The 21584-nt window shown below is 63.4% G+C and carries 22 protein-coding genes and 2 tRNA genes; 10 read left to right on the top strand and 14 right to left on the bottom strand.

Annotated features, from left to right (window positions below; all coding sequences use genetic code 11):
- Window positions 1–50 precede the first annotated feature (50 nt).
- Window positions 51–752 carry an RNA pyrophosphohydrolase gene (locus QYL93_RS01350; RefSeq protein WP_305742297.1) on the top strand — a complete coding sequence of 234 codons (702 nt, stop codon included), beginning with the start codon at window positions 51–53 and terminating at the stop codon, window positions 750–752.
- A 164-nt stretch (window positions 753–916) separates the two neighbouring features.
- Here QYL93_RS01350 and proB read toward each other — a convergent pair whose 3' ends face one another.
- From proB to rplU, 4 genes are all read right to left on the bottom strand, one after another.
- Window positions 917–2059 (bottom strand): glutamate 5-kinase, encoded by a 1143-nt coding sequence (gene proB, locus QYL93_RS01345; RefSeq protein ID WP_305741964.1) that lies wholly within the window; start codon window positions 2057–2059, stop codon window positions 917–919.
- Window positions 2060–2158: 99 nt separating this feature from the next.
- Window positions 2159–3229, bottom strand: coding sequence for an Obg family GTPase CgtA (gene cgtA / locus QYL93_RS01340; protein WP_179681905.1), 1071 nt, complete (start codon window positions 3227–3229; stop codon window positions 2159–2161).
- A 181-nt stretch (window positions 3230–3410) separates the two neighbouring features.
- A complete protein-coding gene (gene rpmA / locus QYL93_RS01335; RefSeq protein WP_007854552.1) occupies window positions 3411–3668 on the bottom strand; it encodes a 50S ribosomal protein L27 in 258 nt (85 codons plus the stop codon).
- A 15-nt stretch (window positions 3669–3683) separates the two neighbouring features.
- The gene (gene rplU / locus QYL93_RS01330) at window positions 3684–3995 is read right to left on the bottom strand and encodes a 50S ribosomal protein L21 (protein ID WP_024814187.1); all 312 of its coding nucleotides are present in this window, start codon (window positions 3993–3995) and stop codon (window positions 3684–3686) included.
- A gap of 226 nt (window positions 3996–4221) precedes the next feature.
- On the opposite strand from rplU, the gene QYL93_RS01325 reads away from it, so the two are divergent.
- From QYL93_RS01325 to QYL93_RS01290, 8 genes are all read left to right on the top strand, one after another.
- Complete coding sequence (locus QYL93_RS01325; protein ID WP_305742296.1) at window positions 4222–5151, top strand: polyprenyl synthetase family protein; 930 nt, start codon at window positions 4222–4224, stop codon at window positions 5149–5151.
- 51 nt (window positions 5152–5202) lie between these two features.
- Window positions 5203–5279, top strand: a tRNA-Pro gene (locus tag QYL93_RS01320).
- 129 nt (window positions 5280–5408) lie between these two features.
- Entirely contained in the window at window positions 5409–7145 is a 1737-nt protein-coding gene (gene pilB / locus QYL93_RS01315) for a type IV-A pilus assembly ATPase PilB (protein WP_305741963.1), read from the top strand.
- 28 nt (window positions 7146–7173) lie between these two features.
- Window positions 7174–8394, top strand: a complete 1221-nt coding sequence (locus QYL93_RS01310; RefSeq protein WP_305741962.1) for a type II secretion system F family protein — start codon at window positions 7174–7176, stop codon at window positions 8392–8394.
- Window positions 8394–9302 (top strand): A24 family peptidase, encoded by a 909-nt coding sequence (locus QYL93_RS01305; RefSeq protein ID WP_305741961.1) that lies wholly within the window; start codon window positions 8394–8396, stop codon window positions 9300–9302. Before QYL93_RS01310 ends, QYL93_RS01305 begins: the two co-directional genes overlap by 1 nt.
- Before the next feature lie 3 nt (window positions 9303–9305).
- Window positions 9306–9905, top strand: a complete 600-nt coding sequence (gene coaE / locus QYL93_RS01300; RefSeq protein WP_305741960.1) for a dephospho-CoA kinase — start codon at window positions 9306–9308, stop codon at window positions 9903–9905.
- An 89-nt stretch (window positions 9906–9994) separates the two neighbouring features.
- Window positions 9995–10750: a cell division protein ZapD gene (gene zapD, locus QYL93_RS01295; protein WP_057204989.1), complete on the top strand. Its 756-nt coding sequence runs from the start codon at window positions 9995–9997 to the stop codon at window positions 10748–10750.
- A 14-nt stretch (window positions 10751–10764) separates the two neighbouring features.
- A complete protein-coding gene (locus QYL93_RS01290; protein WP_305741959.1) occupies window positions 10765–10986 on the top strand; it encodes a DNA gyrase inhibitor YacG in 222 nt (73 codons plus the stop codon).
- Window positions 10987–11009: 23 nt separating this feature from the next.
- On the opposite strand, the gene QYL93_RS01285 is transcribed toward QYL93_RS01290, so the two are convergent.
- The 5 genes from QYL93_RS01285 to QYL93_RS01265 form a co-directional block, all read right to left on the bottom strand.
- Window positions 11010–11483 carry an NUDIX domain-containing protein gene (locus QYL93_RS01285; RefSeq protein WP_305741958.1) on the bottom strand — a complete coding sequence of 158 codons (474 nt, stop codon included), beginning with the start codon at window positions 11481–11483 and terminating at the stop codon, window positions 11010–11012.
- Entirely contained in the window at window positions 11461–12333 is an 873-nt protein-coding gene (locus QYL93_RS01280) for an ATP-binding protein (RefSeq protein WP_305741957.1), read from the bottom strand. Before QYL93_RS01280 ends, QYL93_RS01285 begins: the two co-directional genes overlap by 23 nt.
- Before the next feature lie 19 nt (window positions 12334–12352).
- Window positions 12353–13582, bottom strand: coding sequence for a bifunctional glutamate N-acetyltransferase/amino-acid acetyltransferase ArgJ (gene argJ / locus QYL93_RS01275; RefSeq protein WP_305741956.1), 1230 nt, complete (start codon window positions 13580–13582; stop codon window positions 12353–12355).
- Between the two features lie 104 nt (window positions 13583–13686).
- Window positions 13687–16452, bottom strand: coding sequence for a preprotein translocase subunit SecA (gene secA / locus QYL93_RS01270; RefSeq protein ID WP_305741955.1), 2766 nt, complete (start codon window positions 16450–16452; stop codon window positions 13687–13689).
- 139 nt (window positions 16453–16591) lie between these two features.
- Window positions 16592–17572 (bottom strand): M23 family metallopeptidase, encoded by a 981-nt coding sequence (locus tag QYL93_RS01265; protein WP_305741954.1) that lies wholly within the window; start codon window positions 17570–17572, stop codon window positions 16592–16594.
- Between the two features lie 32 nt (window positions 17573–17604).
- On the opposite strand from QYL93_RS01265, the gene QYL93_RS01260 reads away from it, so the two are divergent.
- A complete protein-coding gene (locus QYL93_RS01260) occupies window positions 17605–17904 on the top strand; it encodes a hypothetical protein (protein ID WP_057205002.1) in 300 nt (99 codons plus the stop codon).
- Window positions 17905–17959: 55 nt separating this feature from the next.
- Here the strand turns inward: QYL93_RS01260 and QYL93_RS01255 are convergent.
- The 5 genes from QYL93_RS01255 to QYL93_RS01235 form a co-directional block, all read right to left on the bottom strand.
- A tRNA-Thr gene (locus QYL93_RS01255) sits at window positions 17960–18035 on the bottom strand.
- Between the two features lie 62 nt (window positions 18036–18097).
- Window positions 18098–18637, bottom strand: a complete 540-nt coding sequence (locus QYL93_RS01250) for a ClpXP protease specificity-enhancing factor (protein WP_057205238.1) — start codon at window positions 18635–18637, stop codon at window positions 18098–18100.
- 41 nt (window positions 18638–18678) lie between these two features.
- On the bottom strand, window positions 18679–19290 hold the full coding sequence (locus QYL93_RS01245) for a glutathione S-transferase N-terminal domain-containing protein (RefSeq protein WP_007854512.1): 612 nt from the start codon (window positions 19288–19290) through the stop codon (window positions 18679–18681).
- Window positions 19291–19394: 104 nt separating this feature from the next.
- Window positions 19395–20150 (bottom strand): cytochrome c1, encoded by a 756-nt coding sequence (locus QYL93_RS01240; RefSeq protein WP_305741953.1) that lies wholly within the window; start codon window positions 20148–20150, stop codon window positions 19395–19397.
- Window positions 20151–20166: 16 nt separating this feature from the next.
- Window positions 20167–21582 carry a cytochrome bc complex cytochrome b subunit gene (locus tag QYL93_RS01235; RefSeq protein WP_305741952.1) on the bottom strand — a complete coding sequence of 472 codons (1416 nt, stop codon included), beginning with the start codon at window positions 21580–21582 and terminating at the stop codon, window positions 20167–20169.
- Between the last annotated feature and the right edge of the window lie 2 nt (window positions 21583–21584).

Below are 21584 nucleotides of genomic sequence, written 5' to 3'. Positions count from 1 at the left end.
CTCAAAGCGCCGTGCATAATGGACACAGTTTAAAAATTTGGGGTTTGATTATGCTTGACCGGGACGGCTTTCGGCCGAACGTCGGCATCATCCTGCTCAACCAGAAGAACCAGGTGTTCTGGGGCAAACGCATCCGCACCCACAGCTGGCAGTTCCCACAGGGTGGCATCGACCGGGGGGAAACCCCGGAACAGGCCATGTTCAGGGAGCTGCACGAAGAAGTGGGCCTGCACCCCAACCATGTGCGCTTGGTGGCCCGGACACGGGACTGGTTGCGCTATGAGGTGCCTGACCGGTACATCCGCCGCGATGCGCGCGGACACTACAAGGGCCAGAAGCAGATATGGTATCTGCTGCAGCTGGTCGGACACGACTGGGATCTGAACCTGCGTGCCACCAACCACCCGGAGTTCGACGCCTGGCGTTGGAACGACTACTGGGTGCCGCTGGACGTGGTGGTGGAGTTCAAGCGCGGCGTCTATGAAATGGCGCTGACGGAACTGGCGCGCTTCCTGCCCCGCAACGAGCAGCGCAACCGCTACCTGCGCAGCGGCATGCGTGCGCGCGATGAACACGCGGGCAGTGCCATGTTCCGCACCGGTTCGCTGCTGGTGAACCCGGGCATGGAGCTTCCGCCCGGCGCGAGTTTCGACCCCGATCCACAAAACAGCCGACCCATGGCGTTGGAAGAGTTGCCTGCCATTTCTTCAGACACGGGGAGCAACAGCAGCTTCCCTCCCACGCTCAAATAACAAGCACCGATGCGTGTGCAGGCAGGCCTTGGCGGCTTGCCATGCTCCGCGCCCGAGGCAGCCATACCGGGTGTCTGCCCCATGCAGCCGAGCGTACTGGGGGGCGATACGCCCCGGCCGGGTCATTTCTCTGACCAGAATTGCCCTGGCAGGCGGTGGATCGCCTACTTGATGGTCAGCACCATGTTGTCGCGGTGCACCATCTCGGCCTCGGCCACGTAGCCAAGCAGGCGTTCGAACTCCGAGGAGGATTTGCGGCACAGCAGGCGGGCCTCGGCGCTGGCATAGTTGGCCAGGCCCCGGGCGATCTCCAGGCCAGCCAGGTCGCGCACGGCGATCACGTCGCCGCGCGAGAAATCACCCTCGACCGCCGTCATGCCGATGGGCAGCAGGCTCTTGCCTTCGTCGCGCACCTTGGCAGCGGCGCCAGCATCTACCAGCACGGCACCACGCAGCTGCAGGTGGTCGGCCATCCACTGCTTGCGGGCCTGCTTTTTCTGCGTCTGTGCCACCAGCAGCGTGCCCAGGGCCTCGCCCTTGACCAAGCGCACGAGCACGTCCTGCTCGCGCCCCCAGGCGATGACGGTGGAGGCGCCCGAGCCGGCCGCGCGCTTGGCCGCCAGGATCTTGGTGATCATGCCGCCCTTGCCGATGCTGGAGCCGGCGCCGCCGGCCATGGCTTCGAGCGCAGGGTCTCCGGCCTTGGCCTCGTGCACGAACTGTGCAGCCGGGTTCCGGCGCGGGTCGGCCGTGTACAGGCCCTTTTGGTCGGTGAGGATGACGAGGGCGTCGGCCTCCACCAGGTTGGCCACCAGCGCGCCCAGGGTGTCGTTGTCGCCGAACTTGATTTCGTCGTTGACCACCGTGTCGTTCTCGTTGATCACCGGCACCACGCCCAGCCGCAGCAGGGTGAGCAGGGTGGAACGCGCGTTCAGGTAGCGCTCGCGATCGGCCAGGTCGGCATGGGTGAGCAGCACCTGGGCACTGCCCATGCCCTGCTCGCGCAGCTTGGTCTCGTACATCTGGGCCAGGCCCATCTGGCCGACGGCGGCGGCGGCCTGCAGCTCGTGCACTTCATGCGGGCGGGTGGTCCAGCCCAGGCGCTTCATGCCCTCGGCAATCGCGCCGCTGGAGACCATGATCACCTCGCGCGGCGCCCCACCGCCCTCGCCACGCACCAGCGCAGCGAGTTGCCGGCTCCACTCGCCGATGGCCGCCTCATCAAGGCCCCGGCCTTCGTTGGTGACCAGGCTGGAGCCTACCTTGACGACGATTCGGCGGGCATCCCGCAGCACACTGGAAACCATTTTTGCTTCTTTTGCCTCTGTCGCTGGGCGGCCAGGATGGCTGCCATCACTGCATTGTTCTGTACAGGCCCATGGTCATGGGCCGTGCTGCCCGGCTTTTCAGTCGGGCGCATCGCCCGCAAAGCGCGGATCGATTTCCTCGGGCGTGTTCTCCACACGCTGCTGCGTCTGCACATGCCGGTAGATGGCATGGATCAGCGGCTCGCAGCCTTCGCGGGTGAGCGCGGAGATCTGGAACACCGGGCCCTTCCACTTGAAGCGCTTGACGAAATCCTTCACGCGCTCTTCACGCTCTTCGGCCGGCACCATGTCCAGCTTGTTGAGCACCAGCCAGCGCGGCTTGTCGTGCAGTTGCTGGTCGTACTTCTTGAGCTCACCCACGATGGCCTTGGCCTGCGCCACCGGGTCGACCGCGTCGTCGAACGGCGCCAGGTCCACGATGTGCAGCAGCAGGCGGGTGCGCTGCAGATGGCGCAGGAACTGGTGGCCCAGGCCCGCACCTTCGGAGGCGCCCTCGATCAGGCCGGGGATGTCGGCGATCACGAAGCTTTGCTCAGGAGCCACGCGCACCACGCCCAGATTGGGGTGCAGGGTGGTGAAAGGGTAGTCCGCGATCTTGGGCCGCGCATTGGACACGGCGGCGATGAAGGTGGACTTGCCGGCGTTGGGCATGCCCAGCAGGCCCACGTCGGCGAGCACCTTGAGCTCGAGCTTAAGGTTCTTCTTCTCGCCGGGCCAGCCGGGCGTCTTCTGGCGCGGCGCACGGTTGATGGCGCTCTTGAAGCGCATGTTGCCGAAGCCGCCGTCGCCGCCCTTGGCAATGGTGACCACCTCGCCCGGGGTGAGCAGCTCGTACAGCACCTCGCCGGTTTCGGCGTCGGTGAAGATGGTGCCCACGGGCACCTTGAGCGTGATGTCCGAGCCAGCGGCGCCGAACATGTCGGAGCCCATGCCGTGCTCGCCGCGCTTGGCCTCGTGCCGGCGCGAGTAGCGGAAATCGACCAGGGTGTTCAGGTTCGGATCGGCCACGGCGAACACATGCCCGCCCCGACCGCCATCACCCCCATTGGGACCGCCGAACTCCTTGTATTTTTCGTGCCGGAACGACACGCAGCCATTGCCACCATCACCGGCGGCAATGTCAATATAGGCTTCATCGACGAACTTCATGGGTATCCAGTTTACAAAAGAGCGCTGCGCAAGAAAATCACCAGTGAAGGAGCAGCAGGGCTTTGCTCTTTTCGAGGGGCGTGCAGGACGCCAACAGGACGCGCCGGCAGGAAGTACCAGGCCGTCCAAACAACAAAGCCCCGACCAGGCGGGGCTTCGTTTGCTGCCGGGGTGATAACCCTCAGGCGGCCGTCACATTGACCGTCGACTTGGACAGTGCACCCTTGGTGCCGAACGACACGTGGCCGTCCACCAATGCGAACAGGGTGTGGTCCTTGCCCACGCCCACGTTGGTACCGGGGTGGAAACGGGTACCGCGCTGGCGCACGATGATGGAGCCAGCACTGATCAGTTCACCACCGAACGCCTTGACACCCAGCATCTTTGGCTTGGAGTCACGTCCGTTTCGCGTAGAGCCGCCGCCTTTTTTCTGTGCCATGACATCAGCTCCCTGTTAAGCAGCGATCACGCCGATTTGCAGTTCGGTGAACTGCTGACGGTGACCTTGACGTTTCTGATAGTGCTTGCGACGGCGCATCTTGAAGATGTGCACTTTGTCGTGCTTGCCGTGCGCCACGACAGTGGCTTTGACCGTTGCACCGGACACCAGGGGCGTACCCACCTTCAGTTCAGCGCCGTTGCCGACAGCCAGAACCTGGTCGATCACAATTTCCTGGCCTACGTCCGCAGCAATCTGTTCTACTTTAATTTTTTCGCCGGAAGCAACGCGATACTGCTTGCCGCCGGTTTTTATGACCGCGTACATGTTGACCTCTTGATATGAGTTCCGCAGACGAATTTCTGCAGAGCCCGCTAGTTTAGCATAGCCCACAGATCGTAGCAAGCCAACGACATCTGCACCGTGCCCAGCGCATCGCCAGGGCGGGAAGGCCACGGCCGTTCCTATAATCCGCTGCACTCTGAGCGCTCCTATCTTGACTGATCACTCCCAAACAGCCGCCACGCCCGCACTCACGCTCATCGCCGCCGACATGCACGAGGTGGACCGGGTGATTGCAGCACGCCTCACTTCCTCCGTCCCCCTGGTCGCGCAAATCTCGCAGTACATCATCGCGGCGGGCGGCAAGCGCCTGCGCCCTGCGCTGCTGCTGCTGGTCTGCGGCGCCCTCGGCTACCGAGGCGCGCATCGCTTTGCCCTGGCCGCCGTGGTGGAACTGATCCACACCGCCACGCTGCTGCATGACGACGTGGTGGACGCATCCACCCTGCGGCGCGGCCGCGCGACGGCCAATGAAGCCTTCGGCAACCCGGCCAGCGTGCTGGTGGGTGACTTCCTGCACACGCGCTCCTTCCAGATGATGGTGGAAACCGGCAGCATGCGTGTCATGGAGATCCTCTCGGAGGCCACCAACGTGATCGCCGAGGGCGAAGTGCAGCAGCTGATGAACATGCACGACGCCTCGCTGGATCAAGAGGGCTACCTGCGCGTGATCCGCTCCAAGACCGCCAAGCTCTTCGAGGCAAGCGCCCGGCTGGGCGCCATCCTGGCGGGCAGCCCACCCGAACTCGAAGAAGCCTGTGCCATGTACGGCCAGGCGCTAGGCACGGCATTCCAGATCGTCGACGACGTGCTCGACTACGATGGCGATGCCAGCGAGATGGGGAAAAACCTCGGAGACGACCTGCGCGAAGGCAAGTCCACCCTGCCCCTGATCGCGGCCATGCAGCGCGGCACCAGCGCCCAGGCCACCATCATCCGGGAAGCCATCGAGCAAGGGGCCACCGAGCAGTTGCCGGCCATCGTCGCCATCGTCCGGGAAACCGGCGCGCTGGAAGTTACCCGTGCCGCAGCGGTCTCGGAAGCCCACCGGGCCATCGCCGCCCTGCAGGCCCTGCCCGACAACGATTTCACCGCTGGCTTGCTACACTTGGCGTCGCAATTGCTGGACCGTCGCGCATAGGCCACACCCTCATGCAGCCTGCGGTTCAGGGCGCCCCTTGCCGGCGCCATGCGGGGTGTAGCTTAGCCTGGTAGAGCGCTACGTTCGGGACGTAGAGGCCGGAGGTTCGAATCCTCTCACCCCGACCACCTCTTCCCGCCTGCACAAAATCACGCTCAAGGTGTGGTGCCAGCGCCAATATGCAGCGCTGTACAGGTCAATGCCAATAGGCGATGATAGGATGGCTCGTTGTCCACCCTTAACACATTACCGGTTACATGGCTGCTGTAGATACTGCTCAGAAAGAAACACCTGCAATAGCCCTTCCGGGCTTGGGGCGGGCGTTGATGTCTGCGGGAAAGCTGACCCAAAAGGCAGCCGAAGATATTTACAAAAAGTCACAAGTCAGCCGCACCAGTTTTATTGCGGAATTGACAGGTTCGGGGGTGGTGTCCGCGACGGACCTGGCCCACACGGTGTCGGCCGTATTCGGCGCCCCGTTGCTGGACCTGGAAGCCATCGATCCTCTGCGGCTGCCCAAGGACCTGCTGGACGCCAAAATCTGCCAGTCCTACCGGGTGGTGGTGCTGAGCAAGCGCAACAACCGCCTGATCGTTGCAACGGCCGATCCTACGGACCAGGAAGCCGCCGAGAAAATCAAGTTCACGACCCAGATGGGGGTGGACTGGATTATTGCCGAATATGACAAACTGAATCGACTGGTAGAAAGCAGCACCAAATCGACAAGCGAGTCGATGGAGAGCATGACCAGCGGGGGCGATTTTGAATTCGACGATGTCCCCATCGAAGAAGCAGCAGATCCAGCCGATGCAGGCGCCTCCGACGTCGAGGATGCCCCGGTTGTCAAATTCCTGCACAAGATGTTGCTCGATGCCTTCAATATGCGGGCATCCGATCTGCATTTTGAACCCTATGAGCACCAGTACCGCGTGCGATTTCGCATTGACGGTGAATTGCGCGAAATCACATCGCCTCCCATTGCCATCAAGGACAAGCTGGCTTCGCGCATCAAGGTGATCTCGCGGATGGATATTTCCGAAAAGCGCGTGCCGCAGGACGGAAAGATGAAACTGAAAATCGGCCCCGACCGGGTGATCGATTTTCGGGTGAGCACCCTGCCCACGCTGTTTGGCGAAAAGATCGTGATCCGTATTCTGGATCCCTCCAGCGCCAAATTGGGTATCGACGCATTGGGCTACGAGCCCGAAGAAAAAGCGCGACTGATGGACGCCATCAGTCGCCCTTACGGCATGATTCTGGTGACTGGCCCTACCGGCTCAGGCAAGACCGTATCGCTCTACACCTGCCTGAACCTGCTGAACAAGCCGGGGGTGAACATCGCCACGGCAGAGGACCCCTCGGAAATCAACCTGCCCGGCGTGAACCAGGTCAACGTCAACGACAAGGCCGGCCTGACCTTTGCCGTGGCGCTCAAGTCCTTTCTGCGCCAGGATCCCGACATCATCATGGTGGGGGAAATCCGCGATCTGGAAACTGCCGATATCTCGATCAAGGCCGCCCAGACCGGCCACTTGGTGCTGTCCACACTGCACACCAACGATGCTCCCACGACGCTCACGCGCATGCGCAACATGGGCATCGCACCTTTCAATATCGCGTCCAGCGTGATCCTGATTACTGCGCAGCGACTGGCACGGCGACTGTGCCCCGTGTGCAAGGTGCCTGCAGACATTCCTCATGAGGCGCTTGTGGATGCTGGCTACTCCGAGGAAGAGCTTGATGGATCCTGGGTCCCCTACCGTCCGGTGGGTTGCTCTGCCTGCAACAACGGATACAAGGGCCGCGTCGGCGTCTACCAGGTGATGCCCATCTCCGAAGAAATCCAGCGGATCATCCTGCGCGATGGCAGCGCACTGGAAATCGCCGAGCAGGCCAGGGCCGAAGGCGTGCGGTCCCTGCGTGATTCGGCCCTGCACAAGGCCAAGCTGGGGCTGACCTCCCTCGAAGAGGTGCTGGCCGTGACCAACGAATAAACACTACAGAATAGCGACGGGGAATACCATGGCGACAGCAGCAGCAGCGAAGGACATCAAGGATTTCGTCTTCGAATGGGAAGGCAAGGACCGCGCCGGCAAGATCGTGCGCGGCGAAATCCGTGCGGGCGGCGAAAACCAGGTTCAGGCCACGCTGCGCCGCCAGGGCGTGTTCCCGACCAAGATCAAGAAACGGCGGATGAAGTCGGGCAAGAGGATCAAGCCCAAGGATATCGCCCTGTTCACTCGCCAGTTGGCCACCATGATGAAGGCCGGTGTGCCTCTGCTGCAATCGTTCGACATTGTCGGCCGCGGCAACACCAATGCCAGCGTGACCAAGCTGCTCAACGACATCCGCACCGACGTGGAAACAGGGACCTCGCTGAATGCGGCGTTCCGCAAGCACCCGCTGTACTTCGATACCCTCTACTGCAACCTGGTGGAGGCAGGTGAAGCAGCCGGTATTCTGGAAGCTCTGCTGGACCGACTGGCCACCTATATGGAAAAGACGGAGGCCATCAAGTCCAAGATCAAGTCTGCGTTGATGTATCCCATCTCCGTGCTGATAGTGGCTTTTGTGGTGGTCACGGTGATCATGATTTTCGTGGTTCCAGCTTTCAAAGAGGTATTCTCGTCCTTCGGCGCCGACCTGCCAGCCCCCACCCTTGTTGTGATGGCCATCAGCGAAATCTTCGTCAAGTGGTGGTGGCTGATTTTTGGTGTCCTGGGGGGCGGTGTTTACTTTTTCATGGAAGCTTGGCGTCGAAATGAAAAGATGCAGAAGTTCATGGACCGCGCCTTGCTGAAAATGCCCATCTTTGGCGCATTGATTGACAAGTCCTGCGTGGCCCGCTGGACTCGGACCTTAGCCACCATGTTTGCGGCCGGCGTTCCTCTGGTGGAAGCCCTTGACTCCGTAGGTGGCGCTTCAGGCAACTCGGTTTACGTTGTGGCCACCGAAAAGATCCAGCAGGAAGTCTCCACCGGCACCAGTCTCACGGCGGCCATGGGCAACGCCAATATCTTTCCTTCTATGGTGCTGCAGATGTGCGCCATCGGTGAAGAATCTGGCTCCATCGACCACATGCTGGGCAAGGCCGCCGACTTTTATGAAGCCGAAGTGGACGAAATGGTGGCTGGCCTCTCCAGTCTGATGGAACCCATCATCATCGTGTTCCTCGGAACGTTGATCGGTGGCATTGTGGTTGCCATGTACCTGCCCATCTTCAAGCTCGGCCAGGTCGTTTAATGCTTCTTGATCCGTGGTGGAGCGCCGCGTTGGTCGGCGTCTTGGGTTTGTTGATCGGCAGTTTCCTGAACGTGGTCATTTACCGGCTGCCCAAAATGATGGAGCGGCAGTGGGATGCCGAAGTGGCCGCATACGCCACAGAGCAGGCGGCCCGGCAGACCCATGGCCCCAAGGTGGGAGAGGTCGCCGCAGGACAACAGCAGCCCGCAGCAGAACCATTCAATCTCATGGTTCCCCGGTCACGCTGCCAAGCCTGTGGGCACATGGTCCGTTGGCACGAAAACATTCCCGTCCTGAGCTATCTGTTCCTGCGCGGCAAATGCTCTTCCTGCGGGGTTCACATCAGTGTGCGCTACCCCTTGGTGGAACTGGGCACCGCAGCCCTGTTTGCCTTCCTGGGCCACTGGGGAGGGTTGTCGGCTCCGACCCTGGTCTGGTGCGTCTTTGCCGCTGCCATGGTGGCGCTTGCCCTGATCGACTGGGATACGACCCTGTTGCCCGATGACATCACCCTGCCCTTGCTCTGGGCTGGGCTGATTGCCTCCACTGTGGGGTGGACAGGCATACCGCCTGCGGCCTCGGTGGCAGGTGCTGCCGCCGGCTATCTGTCCCTGTGGCTCGTGTACTGGGGCTTCAAGCTGGTCACCGGCAAGGAAGGCATGGGCTACGGCGACTTCAAGCTGTTCGCCGCTCTCGGTGCCTGGTATGGCTGGCAGGCCCTGGTGCCCATCATCCTCATGGCCTCTGTGATCGGGGCCATCGTGGGCCTGGTCATGAAATTCAGAAACCGGTTGCGCGAAGGTGGCTACATTCCTTTCGGCCCCTTCCTGGTCGGCGCGGGCCTGGTGTCCATGGTATTTACCCCCGACGCCATCTTCCAGGCGGTGCTGGGCCTGATGGGGCTGTAGCCCGTGCGCATCGGTCTGACCGGGGGCATTGGCAGCGGCAAGAGTACCTTTGGCCAGTTGCTGGCGTCCATGGGCGCAGCACTGATCGATGCCGACCAGATCGCGCGCAGCGTCACAGGGCCCGGCGGTGCGGCCCTCCAAGCGATCCGGCAGGCGTTCGGCGCAGACTATGTCGATGCGACCGGAGCGCTCGACAGGGCCCGCATGCGCGCCCTGGCCTTCTCGGACGGCAATGCACGGGTGCGCCTGGAATCCATCGTGCACCCCCTGGTGACGCAACGCAGCGCCGACGAAGCCCGCCAGGCCCTGCAGGACGGCAGGCGGCTGATCGTTCACGACATCCCCTTGCTGGTGGAGTCGGGGCGCTGGGCCCGGCAGCTCGACGCCGTGGTGGTGATCGACTGCCCTCCCGAAACCCAGATCGAGCGGGTGGTGCAGCGCAGCGGCCTCACCAGGGAGGCCGTGCAGGCCATCCTCTCCCACCAGGCGAGCCGCCCAGTGCGCCGCGCAGCGGCCGATACCGTGGTGTTCAACGGCCCGCACTGCACATTGACGCAATTGCAGGCCCAGGCCGCGCAGCTTGGGCAGCTGTTCGGGCTATGATGCACGCACAGCCTGTTGCGCCCTGTTTTTGCCGGGTGCACGCCAACGGTGCCACAGAATACCCCTGAGAGCCCCGGGAACCCGCCAGCGTGATCCTTTACGAATACCCTTTCAACGAGCGCCTCAGAACGTACCTGCGTCTGGAGCAGCTGTTTCGCCGGCTCGGCGAACTGATCCCGCGCTCCCACGCACTGGACCACCATTTTGCGCTGGTCACGATCTTCGAGATCATGGACGTGGCCGCCCGGGCCGACCTGAAGTCGGATGTGCTCAAGGACATCGAAAAGCACAAGCACCAGCTCGACAGCTACCGCGGTAACCCCTCCATCTCCGAGGCAGCGCTGGACGCCGTGATCGCCCAGCTCGACCACTGCTTCACCGCCCTGAACACCCAGAACGGCAAGTCGGGCCATGCCCTCACCGAGAACGACTGGCTGATGAGCATCCGCAGCCGTGTCGGCATTCCAGGCGGAACCTGCGGCTTCGACCTGCCCGCCTACTACGCCTGGCAGCACCGGGACGTGGCCTACCGCCAGAACGCACTGCAGGAATGGGCCTCCACCCTTGCGCCCATGGCCGAATCCATCTACGTGCTGCTCAAGCTGCTACGCGACTCGGGCGTGCCGCAGAAGGTGGCTGCCGAGCGCGGCCAGTTCCAGCAGAACCTGCCCCAGGGTCGCACCTTCCAGTTGCTGCGCCTGCGCATGGACCCATCGCTGGGGCTCATTCCCGAGATCAGCGGCAACCGCCTGATCGTGTCGGTGCGGCTCATGCGCCAGGAGGCCGATGGCCGCCTGCACTCCTGCGCGGAGGATGCCGCGTTTGAACTGACCCTGTGCGCGTGAAGGAGACGCCCACCATGGCCCCCAAAACACCCCCTGGCAGCACCACTGCCCGCATCGTCGTCTGCCCCACCTGCGGGGGCGACAGCATCTACAGCCCCGCCAACGCCTACCGGCCGTTCTGCAGCCAACGCTGCAAGCAGGTGGACCTGGGCGCCTGGGCCAGCGAAGACTTCCGCATGCCCGCCGAAGCACCGCCAGCAGACGCGCAGTACGGCGACCCCAAGCTACAGCACTGAGCCGCGGGTCGGGGCCCTTGGCCTCAGGCTTTCGGAAGTTCCGGCGCCACGAACGCCAGGCCGCGCTCTTCGGACAGCCATTGCATCACCGGGTAGGCCCCTGGCAATACGGGGCTGACCTCCAGGGGCAACTGCTGCCAGGCCATCTCCTGGCCTTCGCGCATCTCGAATTCCCCGATCCATGCGTGCACCTTGCACCAGTGCAGGCGCACCAGCGCATGCGGGTAGTCATGCTCGGTAACCTTCCAGACCTCGGCAGGCCCGATGGTCACGCCCAGCTCCTCGACCAGCTCGCGCCTCAGTGCCTGCTCAACCGTCTCGCCAGCTTCCAGCTTGCCGCCTGGAAACTCCCAGTAGCCCGCATAGGGCTTGCCTGGCGGCCGGGTGGACAACAGCAGCGCGCCATCCGGGCGCACCAGGATGCCCACCGCCACGTCGGTGTGCTTGCGCACCGCCGCCTCGCCGGCCACGGCCTCAGCCACCCTGGCGCCCCGCATAGTCGCGCGCGAACTGGTAGGCCACGCGGCCGCTGCGCGAGCCGCGTTCCAGCGCCCACACCAGAGCCTGCGGACGCGCCGCAGCGATCTCGGCGGCGCCAACGTCCAGGGAGGACAGCCACTGTGCCACGATGGCCAGGTACTCGTCCTGGCTGAACGGGTAGAAGCTCACCCACAGGCCGAAGCGTTCCGACAGCGAGATCTTTTCCTCGACCACCTCGCCGGGGTGTACCTCGCCGTCCTCGCTGTGCGTGTAGGTCAGGTTCTCGGTCATGTACTCGGGCAGCAGGTGGCGGCGGTTGCTGGTGGCATAGATCAGCACGTTCGGCGTGGCAGCGGCCACCGATCCATCAAGGATGGACTTGAGCGCCTTGTAGCCCGGCTCGCCCTCCTCAAAGCTCAGGTCGTCACAGAAGACGATGAATTTCTCGGGCCGTGCCGAGACCACGTCCACAATGTCGGGCAGGTCCGTCAGGTCAGCCTTGTCCACCTCGATCAGGCGCAGGCCCTGTGGCGCATAGGCGTTCAGGCAGGCCTTGATCAGCGAAGACTTGCCCGTGCCGCGCGCGCCCGTGAGCAGCACATTGTTGGCCGGCTTGCCCTGCACGAACTGGCGCGTGTTGCGCTCGATCTTGTCCTTTTGTCCGTCGATCTCCTTGAGCTCATCAAGGGCCATGGCCGCCACATGGCGCACGGGCTCCAGCGTGCCGTGGCCGCTGCTGCGTTTGCGGTAGCGCCAGGCGATCGAGGCCGTCCAGTCTGGCGCGGACAGTGGCTGCGGCAAGGCCGCTTCAATGCGGGTGATCAGTTGCTCCGCGCGCGCGATCAGGTGTTCCAGTGCTTGGTGCATGTGCCAGAGGCTCGCGTGTTCAGGAGCGGTAATCCGCGTTGATGGTCACGTACTCGTGGCTGAAATCGCAGGTCCACACGGTGTCGGCCGCATCACCCCGGCCCAGCAGCACGCGCACGGTGATCTCGCTTTGCTTCATCACGCGCTGGCCATCTTCCTCGCGGTAGGCCGGGTTGCGCCCGCCCTTCACGGCCACGTGCACGTCGTCCAGGTACAGATCGATCCCGGTCTGGTCCAGGTCGTCGATGCCAGCATAGCCCACGGCTGCCAGGATGCGCCCCAGGTTCGGGTCGCTGGCGAAGAAAGCCGTCTTGACCAGGGGCGAATGCGCGATGGCATAGGCCACCTTGCGGCACTCGTCGCCGGTCTTGCCGCCTTCGACGCGAACGGTGATGAACTTGGTGGCGCCTTCGCCATCGCGCACGATGGCCTGGGCCAGCTTCTGCGCCACCTGCAGCATCGCGGCCTGCAAGGCCTTGCCTTCGGCACTGGCCAGGTCGGTGATGGGGGCGTGCGCCGCCTTGTTCGTGGCCACGACCACAAAGGAATCGTTGGTCGAGGTGTCGCCGTCGATGGTCACGCGGTTGAACGACCCATCGGCCAGCTCGCGCGCCAGCTGCTGCATCACCGAGGGGTGCACGCAGGCATCCGTGGCCATGAACCCCAGCATGGTCGCCATGTTCGGGCGGATCATGCCGGCGCCCTTGCTGATGCCGGTGATGGACACCGTCGTGCCCGCGATCTGCACCTGGGCCGAAAAGGCCTTGGGCAGCGTGTCGGTGGTCATGATGCCTTCGGCGGCGCGGGCCCAGTGGTCTGGCTGCGCATCGGCAATGGCAGCGGGCAGGCCGGCCTCGATGCGGTCCACCGGCAACGATTCCATGATCACGCCGGTGGAGAACGGCAGCACCTGCTCGGGCGCCACGTTCAGCTGGCGCGCCATCGCCACGCAGGTGGCACGCGCACGCGCCAGGCCGTCGGCACCGGTGCCGGCGTTGGCATTGCCGGTGTTGATCACCATCGCGCGGATGCCCTGCCCGCCAGCCAGGTGCTCGCGCCCGACCTGCACCGGCGCAGCGCAAAAGCGGTTCTGCGTGAACACGCCCGCCACGCTGGCGCCCTCGTCGAGCAGGAACACGGTGAGGTCCTTGCGGTTGGCCTTGCGGACACCGGCTTCGGCGACACCAATGCGGACACCGGCAATCGCATGCAGATCGGCGGCGACAGGGGCAAGAAGATGGACGGGCATGGGGGAAGCTCTTTCTTGAAGGAAAACTTGCGTCCGATTATGCGGAAAACCGTGGCGCGCCAATGAAAACACGGGCCGAAGCCCGTGTTGCAATCGTCAAAAGATCAGGCCAGCTTGCCGTGGCATGCCTTGTATTTTTTTCCGCTGCCGCAAGGGCAAGGGTCGTTGCGCGACACGCGCACGCCTTCGGGCAAAGGCAGCTCCTGGGCACCTGCGGCCTGGCGCTGCTCCTGCGTGGTTTCCACCTCGCCGGTTTCGGTGGGCGCCGTGTAGGTCACGTTGGCAATGCTTTCGGCGCGGCTTTCCATGTCCTGGGCCGCCTGCTCCAGCTGGGCCTGCGACTGCACCTGCACGGTCATCAGCACCTTGGTGACTTCGTTCTTGACCTGGTCGATCAACTGGCGGAACAGTTCGAAGGCTTCGCGCTTGTACTCCTGCTTGGGCTGCTTTTGCGCATAGCCGCGCAGGTGGATGCCCTGGCGCAGGTAATCGAGCGAACTCAGGTGGTCGCGCCAGTTGGAGTCGAAGTTCTGCAGCAGCACCACGCGTTCGAACTGCGTGAAGTTCTCGCGGCCGACCTGCTCCACCTTGGCATCGAACGCGGCCTGGGCGGCCTGCACGACCTTTTCCAGGATCTCGTCGTCGGTGATGGCGCTCGAGCCTTCCACCAGGGCCTTGAGATCGATATCGACCTGCCACTCGTCGGCCAGCACCTTCTGCAGCGTGGGGAGGTCCCACTGCTCTTCCACGGACTCGGCCGGCACGTACTGGCGCACCAGATCGGTCATGCAGTCGTCGCGCATGGCGGCAATCACGTCCGACAGCTCCGAGGCATCGAGGATGTCGTTGCGCTGCTGGTAGATCACCTTGCGCTGGTCGTTGGCCACGTCGTCGTATTCCAGCAACTGCTTGCGGATGTCGAAGTTGCGGGCCTCCACCTTGCGCTGGGCCGATTCGATGCTGCGGGTCACGATGCCCGCCTCGATGGCCTCGCCGTCGGGCATCTTCAGGCGGTCCATGATGGCCTTGACGCGATCGCCCGCGAAGATGCGCATCAGCGAATCGTCCAGACTCAGGTAAAAGCGCGAGGAACCAGGGTCGCCCTGGCGGCCCGAACGGCCACGCAGCTGGTTGTCGATGCGGCGCGACTCATGGCGTTCGGTGGCAATGATGCGCAGGCCGCCCAGGGCCTTGATCTTCTCGTGGTCCACGGACCAGTCGGCGCGCACCTGGGCAATCTGTGCCTCGCGTCCCGCTGCGTCCAGCGCCTCGTCGGCTTCAACAGCAGCGATCAGCTTTTCGATGTTGCCGCCCAGCACGATGTCGGTACCGCGCCCTGCCATGTTGGTGGCGATGGTGATCATGCCGGCACGCCCGGCCTGGGCCACGATGTCGGCCTCGCGGGCATGCTGCTTGGCATTGAGCACCTGGTGCGGCAGGCCTTCCTTGTTGAGCAACTGGTCGATGATTTCGGAGTTCTCGATCGACGTCGTGCCCACCAGCACCGGCTGGCCACGCTCGTGGCATTCGCGGATGTCCTTGATGGCGGCTTCGTACTTTTCGCGCGTGGTCTTGTACACGCGGTCGAGCTGGTCGTCGCGGCGGCTCGGGCGGTTCGGCGGGATCACCGTGGTTTCCAGGCCGTAGATTTCCTGGAACTCGTAGGCCTCGGTGTCGGCCGTACCGGTCATGCCGGCGAGCTTGTTGTACAGGCGGAAGTAGTTCTGGAAGGTGATCGAGGCCAGCGTCTGGTTCTCGGCCTGGATGTTCACGCCTTCCTTGGCTTCCACGGCCTGGTGCAGGCCTTCGCTCCAGCGGCGGCCCGACATCAGGCGGCCGGTGAACTCGTCCACGATCACGATCTCACCGTTTTGCACCACATAGTGCTGGTCGCGGTGGTACAGGTGGTTGGCACGCAGCGCTGCGTACAGGTGGTGCATCAACGTGATGTTGGCCGGGTCGTAGACCGAGGCGCCTTCGGCAATCAGGCCGTGGCTGGCGAGAATGCGCTCGGCGCTCTCATGGCCCTGCTCGGTCAGGAACACCTGGTGGGTCTTTTCGTCGAGCGTGAAGTCGCCCGGCTTGGTCACGCCCTCGCCGGTGCGGGCATCGGCTTCGCCTTCCTGGCGGATCAACAGCGGCACCACCTTGTTCATGGCGATGTACATGGCCGTGTGGTCCTCGGCCTGGCCGCTGATGATCAGGGGCGTGCGCGCCTCGTCGATCAGGATCGAGTCCACCTCGTCGACGATGGCGAAGTTCAGGCCCTGCTGCACGCGGTCTGCGGCCTCGTAGACCATGTTGTCGCGCAGGTAGTCGAAGCCGTATTCGTTGTTCGTGCCGTAGGTGATGTCCGAGCGGTAGGCGGCCTGCTTTTCCTCACGGGGCATGTTGGGCAGGTTGATACCCACAGACAGGCCCAGAAAGTTGTACAGCCGGCCCATCCACTGCGCATCGCGGTTGGCCAGGTAATCGTTCACGGTCACCACGTGCACGCCTTTGTCGGACAGTGCGTTCAGGTACACCGGCAGCGTGGCGGTCAGGGTCTTGCCTTCACCGGTGCGCATTTCGGCGATCTTGCCGAAGTGCAGCGCCATGCCGCCCAGCAGCTGCACGTCGAAGTGCCGCATCTTCATGATGCGCTTGGAGCCTTCGCGCACCACCGCAAACGCCTCGGGCAGGATGTCGTCCAGCGACTCGCCCTTGGCCACCCGGTCCTTGAACTCCTGCGTCTTGGCGCGGAGCTGCTCGTCCGTCAGCTTCTCGTAGTCGGGCTCCATCGCATTGATGTGAGTCACCGTCTTGCGGTATTGCTTGAGAAGCCGGTCATTGCGGCTGCCGAATATTTTGGTAAGGAAGTTGGTGGCCATGCGAACAGGACCGCTTAACCCGCTGCAACCAGCGCGCAAAGCGACCGAAACCCCTAAGATGAATTGTGATCAGGTGGGTCCGCCGCCGGGTATTGCAAGGACTGCACTACCCAGGGCTGCGAACGCCGGACCCGCGATTTTACCTGCCTGCCGCAGGGCTGCCGGAAGCAGCCACCAGACCCGGCCTTTGTGCCGTGGCAACCTGGCCTCCCGCAACGGCGCTGCCGGCACTGAGAAACTTCTGCGGGTCCTGGAAAACCCCTTGCACCAGCACTTCAAAGTGCAGGTGCGGGCCCGTGGAACGCCCGGTGGTGCCCACCTCGGCAATCTTCTGGCCACGCCGCACGATGTCCCCTTGTTTCACCAGGGTACGCGAGGCGTGGGCATAGCGCGTCACCAACTGGTTGCCATGGTCCACCTCGATCATGTTGCCGTAGGCCGGATGGTATTCCTGCGTCACGACCACGCCGCCGGCAGCGGCCAGGATGGCCGTACCCGTGTCGGCCTGGAAGTCGAGCCCCGTGTGCAGTGCCGACTGCCCGGTAATGGGGTCGATGCGCCAACCAAAGGACGACCCCGGCGCCTTGCCGGCCACGGGCGCATGCGTGGGAACCATCTTCTTGCGGATGTGCTGGTCGAACAGGCGCGATTCCATCACCGTCATCAGGTCCACGCGCTGGTTGGTCAGGCGCTCCAGGTCATCAAGCGTGGCCTGCAGCTCTTCCATGCTCAGGTTGTGGGCGCTCACCAGCGCACCGCCGCGCCCATCGCTGCGCAGCTCGGTGGCCGGCATGCCTGCCAGGCCCAGCACGCGCTCGCCCAGGGACTCCAGTTGCACCATGCGCGCCTGCATCTCGCCGACCCGCCGCGCCATGGCATCCAGGTTGGCGCGCATGAAGCGGTCGCGCTCGGCGAATTCATCCTTCACCACCAGGCGCACCAGGGTGCCGAACACCGGCCAGCCCTCGCGCGCGCCCTTGAGGAAGACCCAGTGGTACAGGCCGGCGGCCGTCACCATGAGTCCGAGGGAAAGAACCAGGCCCGCCAGCAGAAGGCGAACCCCGGAAAGGTGAATGGCGCGACTGCGCGCCAAACGAGCGTCCGTGATAATCAGGTGCACTACGACATCTCCACGCCCACCGGCGCATCCCCATGACCCGCCGCCACCACGCCGTCACCCTGCAGCAAGCCAGCGCGGAATCTCCCACGCTGCACATGCTCACCGCATTGACACGCGACTCCAGCGAACGGCTCAAGGCCATTGAATTGTTGATACCTGCCGGCCTGCGCCAGTCCGTCCAGGCCGGGCCCATCGATGGGTCCACCTGGTGCCTGCTGGTCAAGAGCAATGCCGCCGCAGCCAAGATCCGGCAACTGCTGCCTGCATTGCAGGCGCACTTGCGCAGCCGGGGGTGGGAGGTTAACTCCATTCGGCTGAAAGTTCAAACCTGAAAACAGGCGATAGGCCTGTCAGGTGCAGCGAATGGGCGAAAAAAGAGGCGAAAGATGGTGCCGGTTATCGGAATCGAACTGATGACCTACCGCTTACAAGGCGGGTGCTCTACCAACTGAGCTAAACCGGCGAAGGCTGGATTTTATCCTGCAAAAACAACCCGAAAAATGAACCGGGAAGGTGTGCGCTGGCTTATTTCACCCGCTTGAGCGCAGGGCGGCCACCGCCAGCGGGCGAAGGACGCGGCGGGTTGCCGTCTCCACCATCGGCGGCTGGGGACTCCCCTGGCACCAGATGCACCACCCGGTCGTCCGCAGGCGACGCCGACGGCACGGCCATCGGCACCTGGGACAGCTCGGCGGGCGCCGAGGACGGAAGGATCTGCGGCTGGGCACCGCCCGCCAGGTTGTCCACCGGCGGGGGAAACGCCATGCCCTGCCCGTTCTCGCGGGCGTAGATCGCGATCACCCGGCCCACAGGCACCAGGATCTCGCGCGGCTTGCCGCCAAAACGGGCCTTGAACTCGATGAAGTCATTGCCCAGCTGCAGCGAGCTGGTGGCGTCGTAACTGATGTTCAGCACGATCTCGCCATCGTTCACATACTCGCGCGGCACCTGCACGGAGTCGTCCACGCGCACCGCCACGTAAGGCGTGAGCCCATTGTCCGTGCACCACTCATAGAGGGCGCGGATCAGGTAGGGGCGTGTGGACGTGGATTCCGTGGCATTCATGGGCAAATGGCAATCAGGGACAGGCTAGGGACGCACACGCATTACTTGCGCATGACCTTTTCGGAGGGCGTCAGCGCTTCGATGTAGGCCGGGCGCGAGAAGATGCGCTCTGCGTACTTGAGCAGAGGGGCGGCATTCTTGCTCAGGTCGATGCCATAGTAGTCCAGGCGCCACAGCAGCGGGGCAATGGCCACGTCCAGCATGGAGAAGTTGTCGCCCAGCATGTACTTGTTCTTGAGGAACACGGGGGCCAGCTGCGTCAGGCGGTCGCGGATGTGGGCGCGGGCTTTTTCCAGCGCCTTCTCGTTGCCCTTGGTCGCGCGCGACTCCAGGATGTTCACGTGCACGAACAGTTCCTTCTCGAAGTTGAGCAGGAACAGGCGCACACGGGCGCGGTCCACCGGGTCACCGGGCATCAGCTGCGGGTGCGGGAAGCGCTCGTCGATGTACTCATTGATGATGTTCGACTCGTACAGGATCAGGTCGCGCTCGACCAGGATGGGCACCTGGCCGTAGGGGTTCATCACGCTGATGTCTTCGGGCTTGTTGTACAGGTCCACATCGCGGATCTCGAAGTCCATGCCCTTTTCGAACAGGACGAAGCGGCAGCGGTGGGAGAAGGGACAGGTCGTTCCCGAGTAAAGCACCATCATGGTGGGAGGCTCCTAAAAATCAAAAGAGTGGGGGCCTGAAGCACCCACTCTGTAAAGACCCCGCCCCACCCCGGCAAAGGGGCGTGGCATATGGATCTGGCGTGTTACTTGACGTCTTTCCAGAACGCTGCGTTCAGTCTCCAGGCGATGACCGTGAACACACCCAGGAAGAGCAGCACCCAGACACCGACACGGATGCGGGTGTTCTGCGCGGGCTCACCCATCCATTGCAGGTAGTTCACAAGATCGCCGATATTCTGTTCGAACTGCAAAGGCGTCACCGTTCCAGGGGTCACCTGCTGCCAGCCCTTGAAGACCTGGGTCTTGTGGCCATGGCTTTCATGTTCTTCGAACACCGGGCGGCGGTCGCCCTGCATTTCCCACAGCACGTGCGGCATGCCGACGCTCGGGAAAACCAGGTTGTTCCAGCCTGTGGCCTTGGTCTCGTCGCGGTAGAAGGTGCGCAGGAAGGTGTACAGGTAATCGGCACCGGTGCCGCCATGGCCGGCACGCGAGCGCGCGATCACGGTCAGGTCGGGCGGATTGGCGCCGAACCACTCCTTGGCCTGCTTGGGATCGATGGACGCCTTCATGGTCTCGCCGACCTTGTCGGTCGCGAACAGCAGGTTGTCCTTGATCTCCTGCTCGGTCAGGCCGATGTCGCGCAGGCGGTTGTAGCGCATGAAGGCCGCCGAATGGCAGCTCAGGCAGTAGTTGACGAAGATCTTGGCACCGTTTTGCAGCGATGCGAGGTCATTGGTCTTGTTGGGCGCCTTGTCCCATGCAATGCCGCCTTCAGCGGCCTGCGCCCCCGAAACAATGCCCAGGGCTGCGATCAGCGTGAGGATGAGTTTCTTCATTGTTCTTGTCTCCCGCTCAGTGCGCGGCAAAGGTCACACGGTCAGGCACCGGCTTGGGCGTACCCAGGCGACTCCACACCGGCATCAGGATGAAGAAGCCGAAGTAAAACAGCGTACCGACCTGCGAAACGCGCTCACCGATGGCCGATGGCGGCTGCACGCCCAGGTAACCGAGGATCAGGAAATTGATCACGAAGATACCGTACATGTACTTGTGCCAGTCGGGACGGTAGCGGATCGACTTGACCGGGCTGTAGTCCAGCCATGGCAGGAAGAACAGGATGATCACGGCACCGCCCATCACCACCACACCCCAGAACTTGGCGTCGATGGCCAGCATCAGCGCGGCGACCACCAGGGAGGCCACCACGGCACCGGCCTTGATGAAGCCCGGCAGCTTGAGCTTGACCGACGCCAGCACGGCGCCGCCCACCACGCACAGGATCAGCGCATACATCATCTCGCTGGTGATGGCACGCAGCATCGAGTAGAACGGCGTGAAGTACCAGACTGGCGCAATGTGCGCAGGCGTCTTCAGCGGATCTGCCGGGATGAAGTTGTTGTATTCGAGGAAGTAGCCGCCGAACTCGGGGGCGAAGAAGATCACCGCCGTGAAGGCCATCAGGAACACGCTGACGGCGAAGATGTCATGCACCGTGTAGTAAGGGTGGAAGGGCACGCCATCCAGGGGCTTGCCATTGGCATCCTTGGGCGCCTTGGGGCCCTTGATTTCCACACCGTCGGGGTTGTTCGAGCCTACGTCGTGCAGCGCCAGCAAGTGGGCGACCACCAGGCCCAGCAGCACCAGCGGCACCGCGATCACGTGGAAGCTGAAGAAGCGGTTCAGCGTTGCATCGCCCACCACGTAGTCGCCACGGATCAGCAGCGCCAAGTCGGGGCCGACAAAAGGAATCGCGGCAAACAGGTTCACGATCACCTGGGCGCCCCAGTACGACATCTGGCCCCAGGGCAGCAGGTAGCCCATGAAGGCCTCGGCCATCAGGCACAGGAAGATCGCACAGCCGAACACCCACACCAGCTCGCGCGGCTTGCGGTAGCTGCCGTAGATGAGCCCGCGGAACATGTGCAGGTAAACCACCACGAAGAAGGCCGAGGCCCCCGTGGAGTGCATGTAGCGGATCAGCCAGCCCCAGGGCACATCGCGCATGATGTACTCGACCGACTCGAAGGCCTTGGCGGCATCGGGCTTGTAGTGCATCACCAGGAAGATCCCGGTGACGATCTGGATCACCAGCACCAAGAGCGACAGCGAGCCGAAGATGTACCAGAAGTTGAAGTTCTTCGGAGCGTAGTACTCCGACATGTGCACGCGGTAGGCATCGAAAGCGGTCGGAAACCGGTTCTCGAACCAGTTGGTGACCTTCGCGCCTGCCGAGGCGTTGGGGGAGATGTCCTTGAATTCGTGGGCCATTT

The sequence above is a fragment of the Acidovorax sp. A1169 genome, assembly GCF_030704685.1.
GTDB lineage: Bacteria > Pseudomonadota > Gammaproteobacteria > Burkholderiales > Burkholderiaceae_C > Acidovorax.
The sequence above is the reverse complement of the archived record's forward strand: the minus strand, read 5'-3'. Positions and strand labels throughout refer to the sequence as shown.

Excerpts from the sequence above, each read along its gene's own strand:
- QYL93_RS01350 (WP_305742297.1), top strand. The coding sequence starts at position 51 with ATGCTTGACCGGGACGGCTTTCGGCCGAACGTCGGCATCATCCTGCTC.
- proB (WP_305741964.1), bottom strand. The coding sequence starts at position 2,059 with ATGGTTTCCAGTGTGCTGCGGGATGCCCGCCGAATCGTCGTCAAGGTA.
- cgtA (WP_179681905.1), bottom strand. The coding sequence starts at position 3,229 with ATGAAGTTCGTCGATGAAGCCTATATTGACATTGCCGCCGGTGATGGT.
- rpmA (WP_007854552.1), bottom strand. The coding sequence starts at position 3,668 with ATGGCACAGAAAAAAGGCGGCGGCTCTACGCGAAACGGACGTGACTCC.
- rplU (WP_024814187.1), bottom strand. The coding sequence starts at position 3,995 with ATGTACGCGGTCATAAAAACCGGCGGCAAGCAGTATCGCGTTGCTTCC.
- QYL93_RS01325 (WP_305742296.1), top strand. The coding sequence starts at position 4,222 with ATGCACGAGGTGGACCGGGTGATTGCAGCACGCCTCACTTCCTCCGTC.
- pilB (WP_305741963.1), top strand. The coding sequence starts at position 5,409 with ATGGCTGCTGTAGATACTGCTCAGAAAGAAACACCTGCAATAGCCCTT.
- QYL93_RS01310 (WP_305741962.1), top strand. The coding sequence starts at position 7,174 with ATGGCGACAGCAGCAGCAGCGAAGGACATCAAGGATTTCGTCTTCGAA.
- QYL93_RS01305 (WP_305741961.1), top strand. The coding sequence starts at position 8,394 with ATGCTTCTTGATCCGTGGTGGAGCGCCGCGTTGGTCGGCGTCTTGGGT.
- QYL93_RS01290 (WP_305741959.1), top strand. The coding sequence starts at position 10,765 with ATGGCCCCCAAAACACCCCCTGGCAGCACCACTGCCCGCATCGTCGTC.
- QYL93_RS01285 (WP_305741958.1), bottom strand. The coding sequence starts at position 11,483 with ATGCGGGGCGCCAGGGTGGCTGAGGCCGTGGCCGGCGAGGCGGCGGTG.
- QYL93_RS01280 (WP_305741957.1), bottom strand. The coding sequence starts at position 12,333 with ATGCACCAAGCACTGGAACACCTGATCGCGCGCGCGGAGCAACTGATC.
- argJ (WP_305741956.1), bottom strand. The coding sequence starts at position 13,582 with ATGCCCGTCCATCTTCTTGCCCCTGTCGCCGCCGATCTGCATGCGATT.
- secA (WP_305741955.1), bottom strand. The coding sequence starts at position 16,452 with ATGGCCACCAACTTCCTTACCAAAATATTCGGCAGCCGCAATGACCGG.
- QYL93_RS01260 (WP_057205002.1), top strand. The coding sequence starts at position 17,605 with ATGACCCGCCGCCACCACGCCGTCACCCTGCAGCAAGCCAGCGCGGAA.
- QYL93_RS01250 (WP_057205238.1), bottom strand. The coding sequence starts at position 18,637 with ATGAATGCCACGGAATCCACGTCCACACGCCCCTACCTGATCCGCGCC.
- QYL93_RS01245 (WP_007854512.1), bottom strand. The coding sequence starts at position 19,290 with ATGATGGTGCTTTACTCGGGAACGACCTGTCCCTTCTCCCACCGCTGC.
- QYL93_RS01240 (WP_305741953.1), bottom strand. The coding sequence starts at position 20,150 with ATGAAGAAACTCATCCTCACGCTGATCGCAGCCCTGGGCATTGTTTCG.
- QYL93_RS01235 (WP_305741952.1), bottom strand. The coding sequence starts at position 21,582 with ATGGCCCACGAATTCAAGGACATCTCCCCCAACGCCTCGGCAGGCGCG.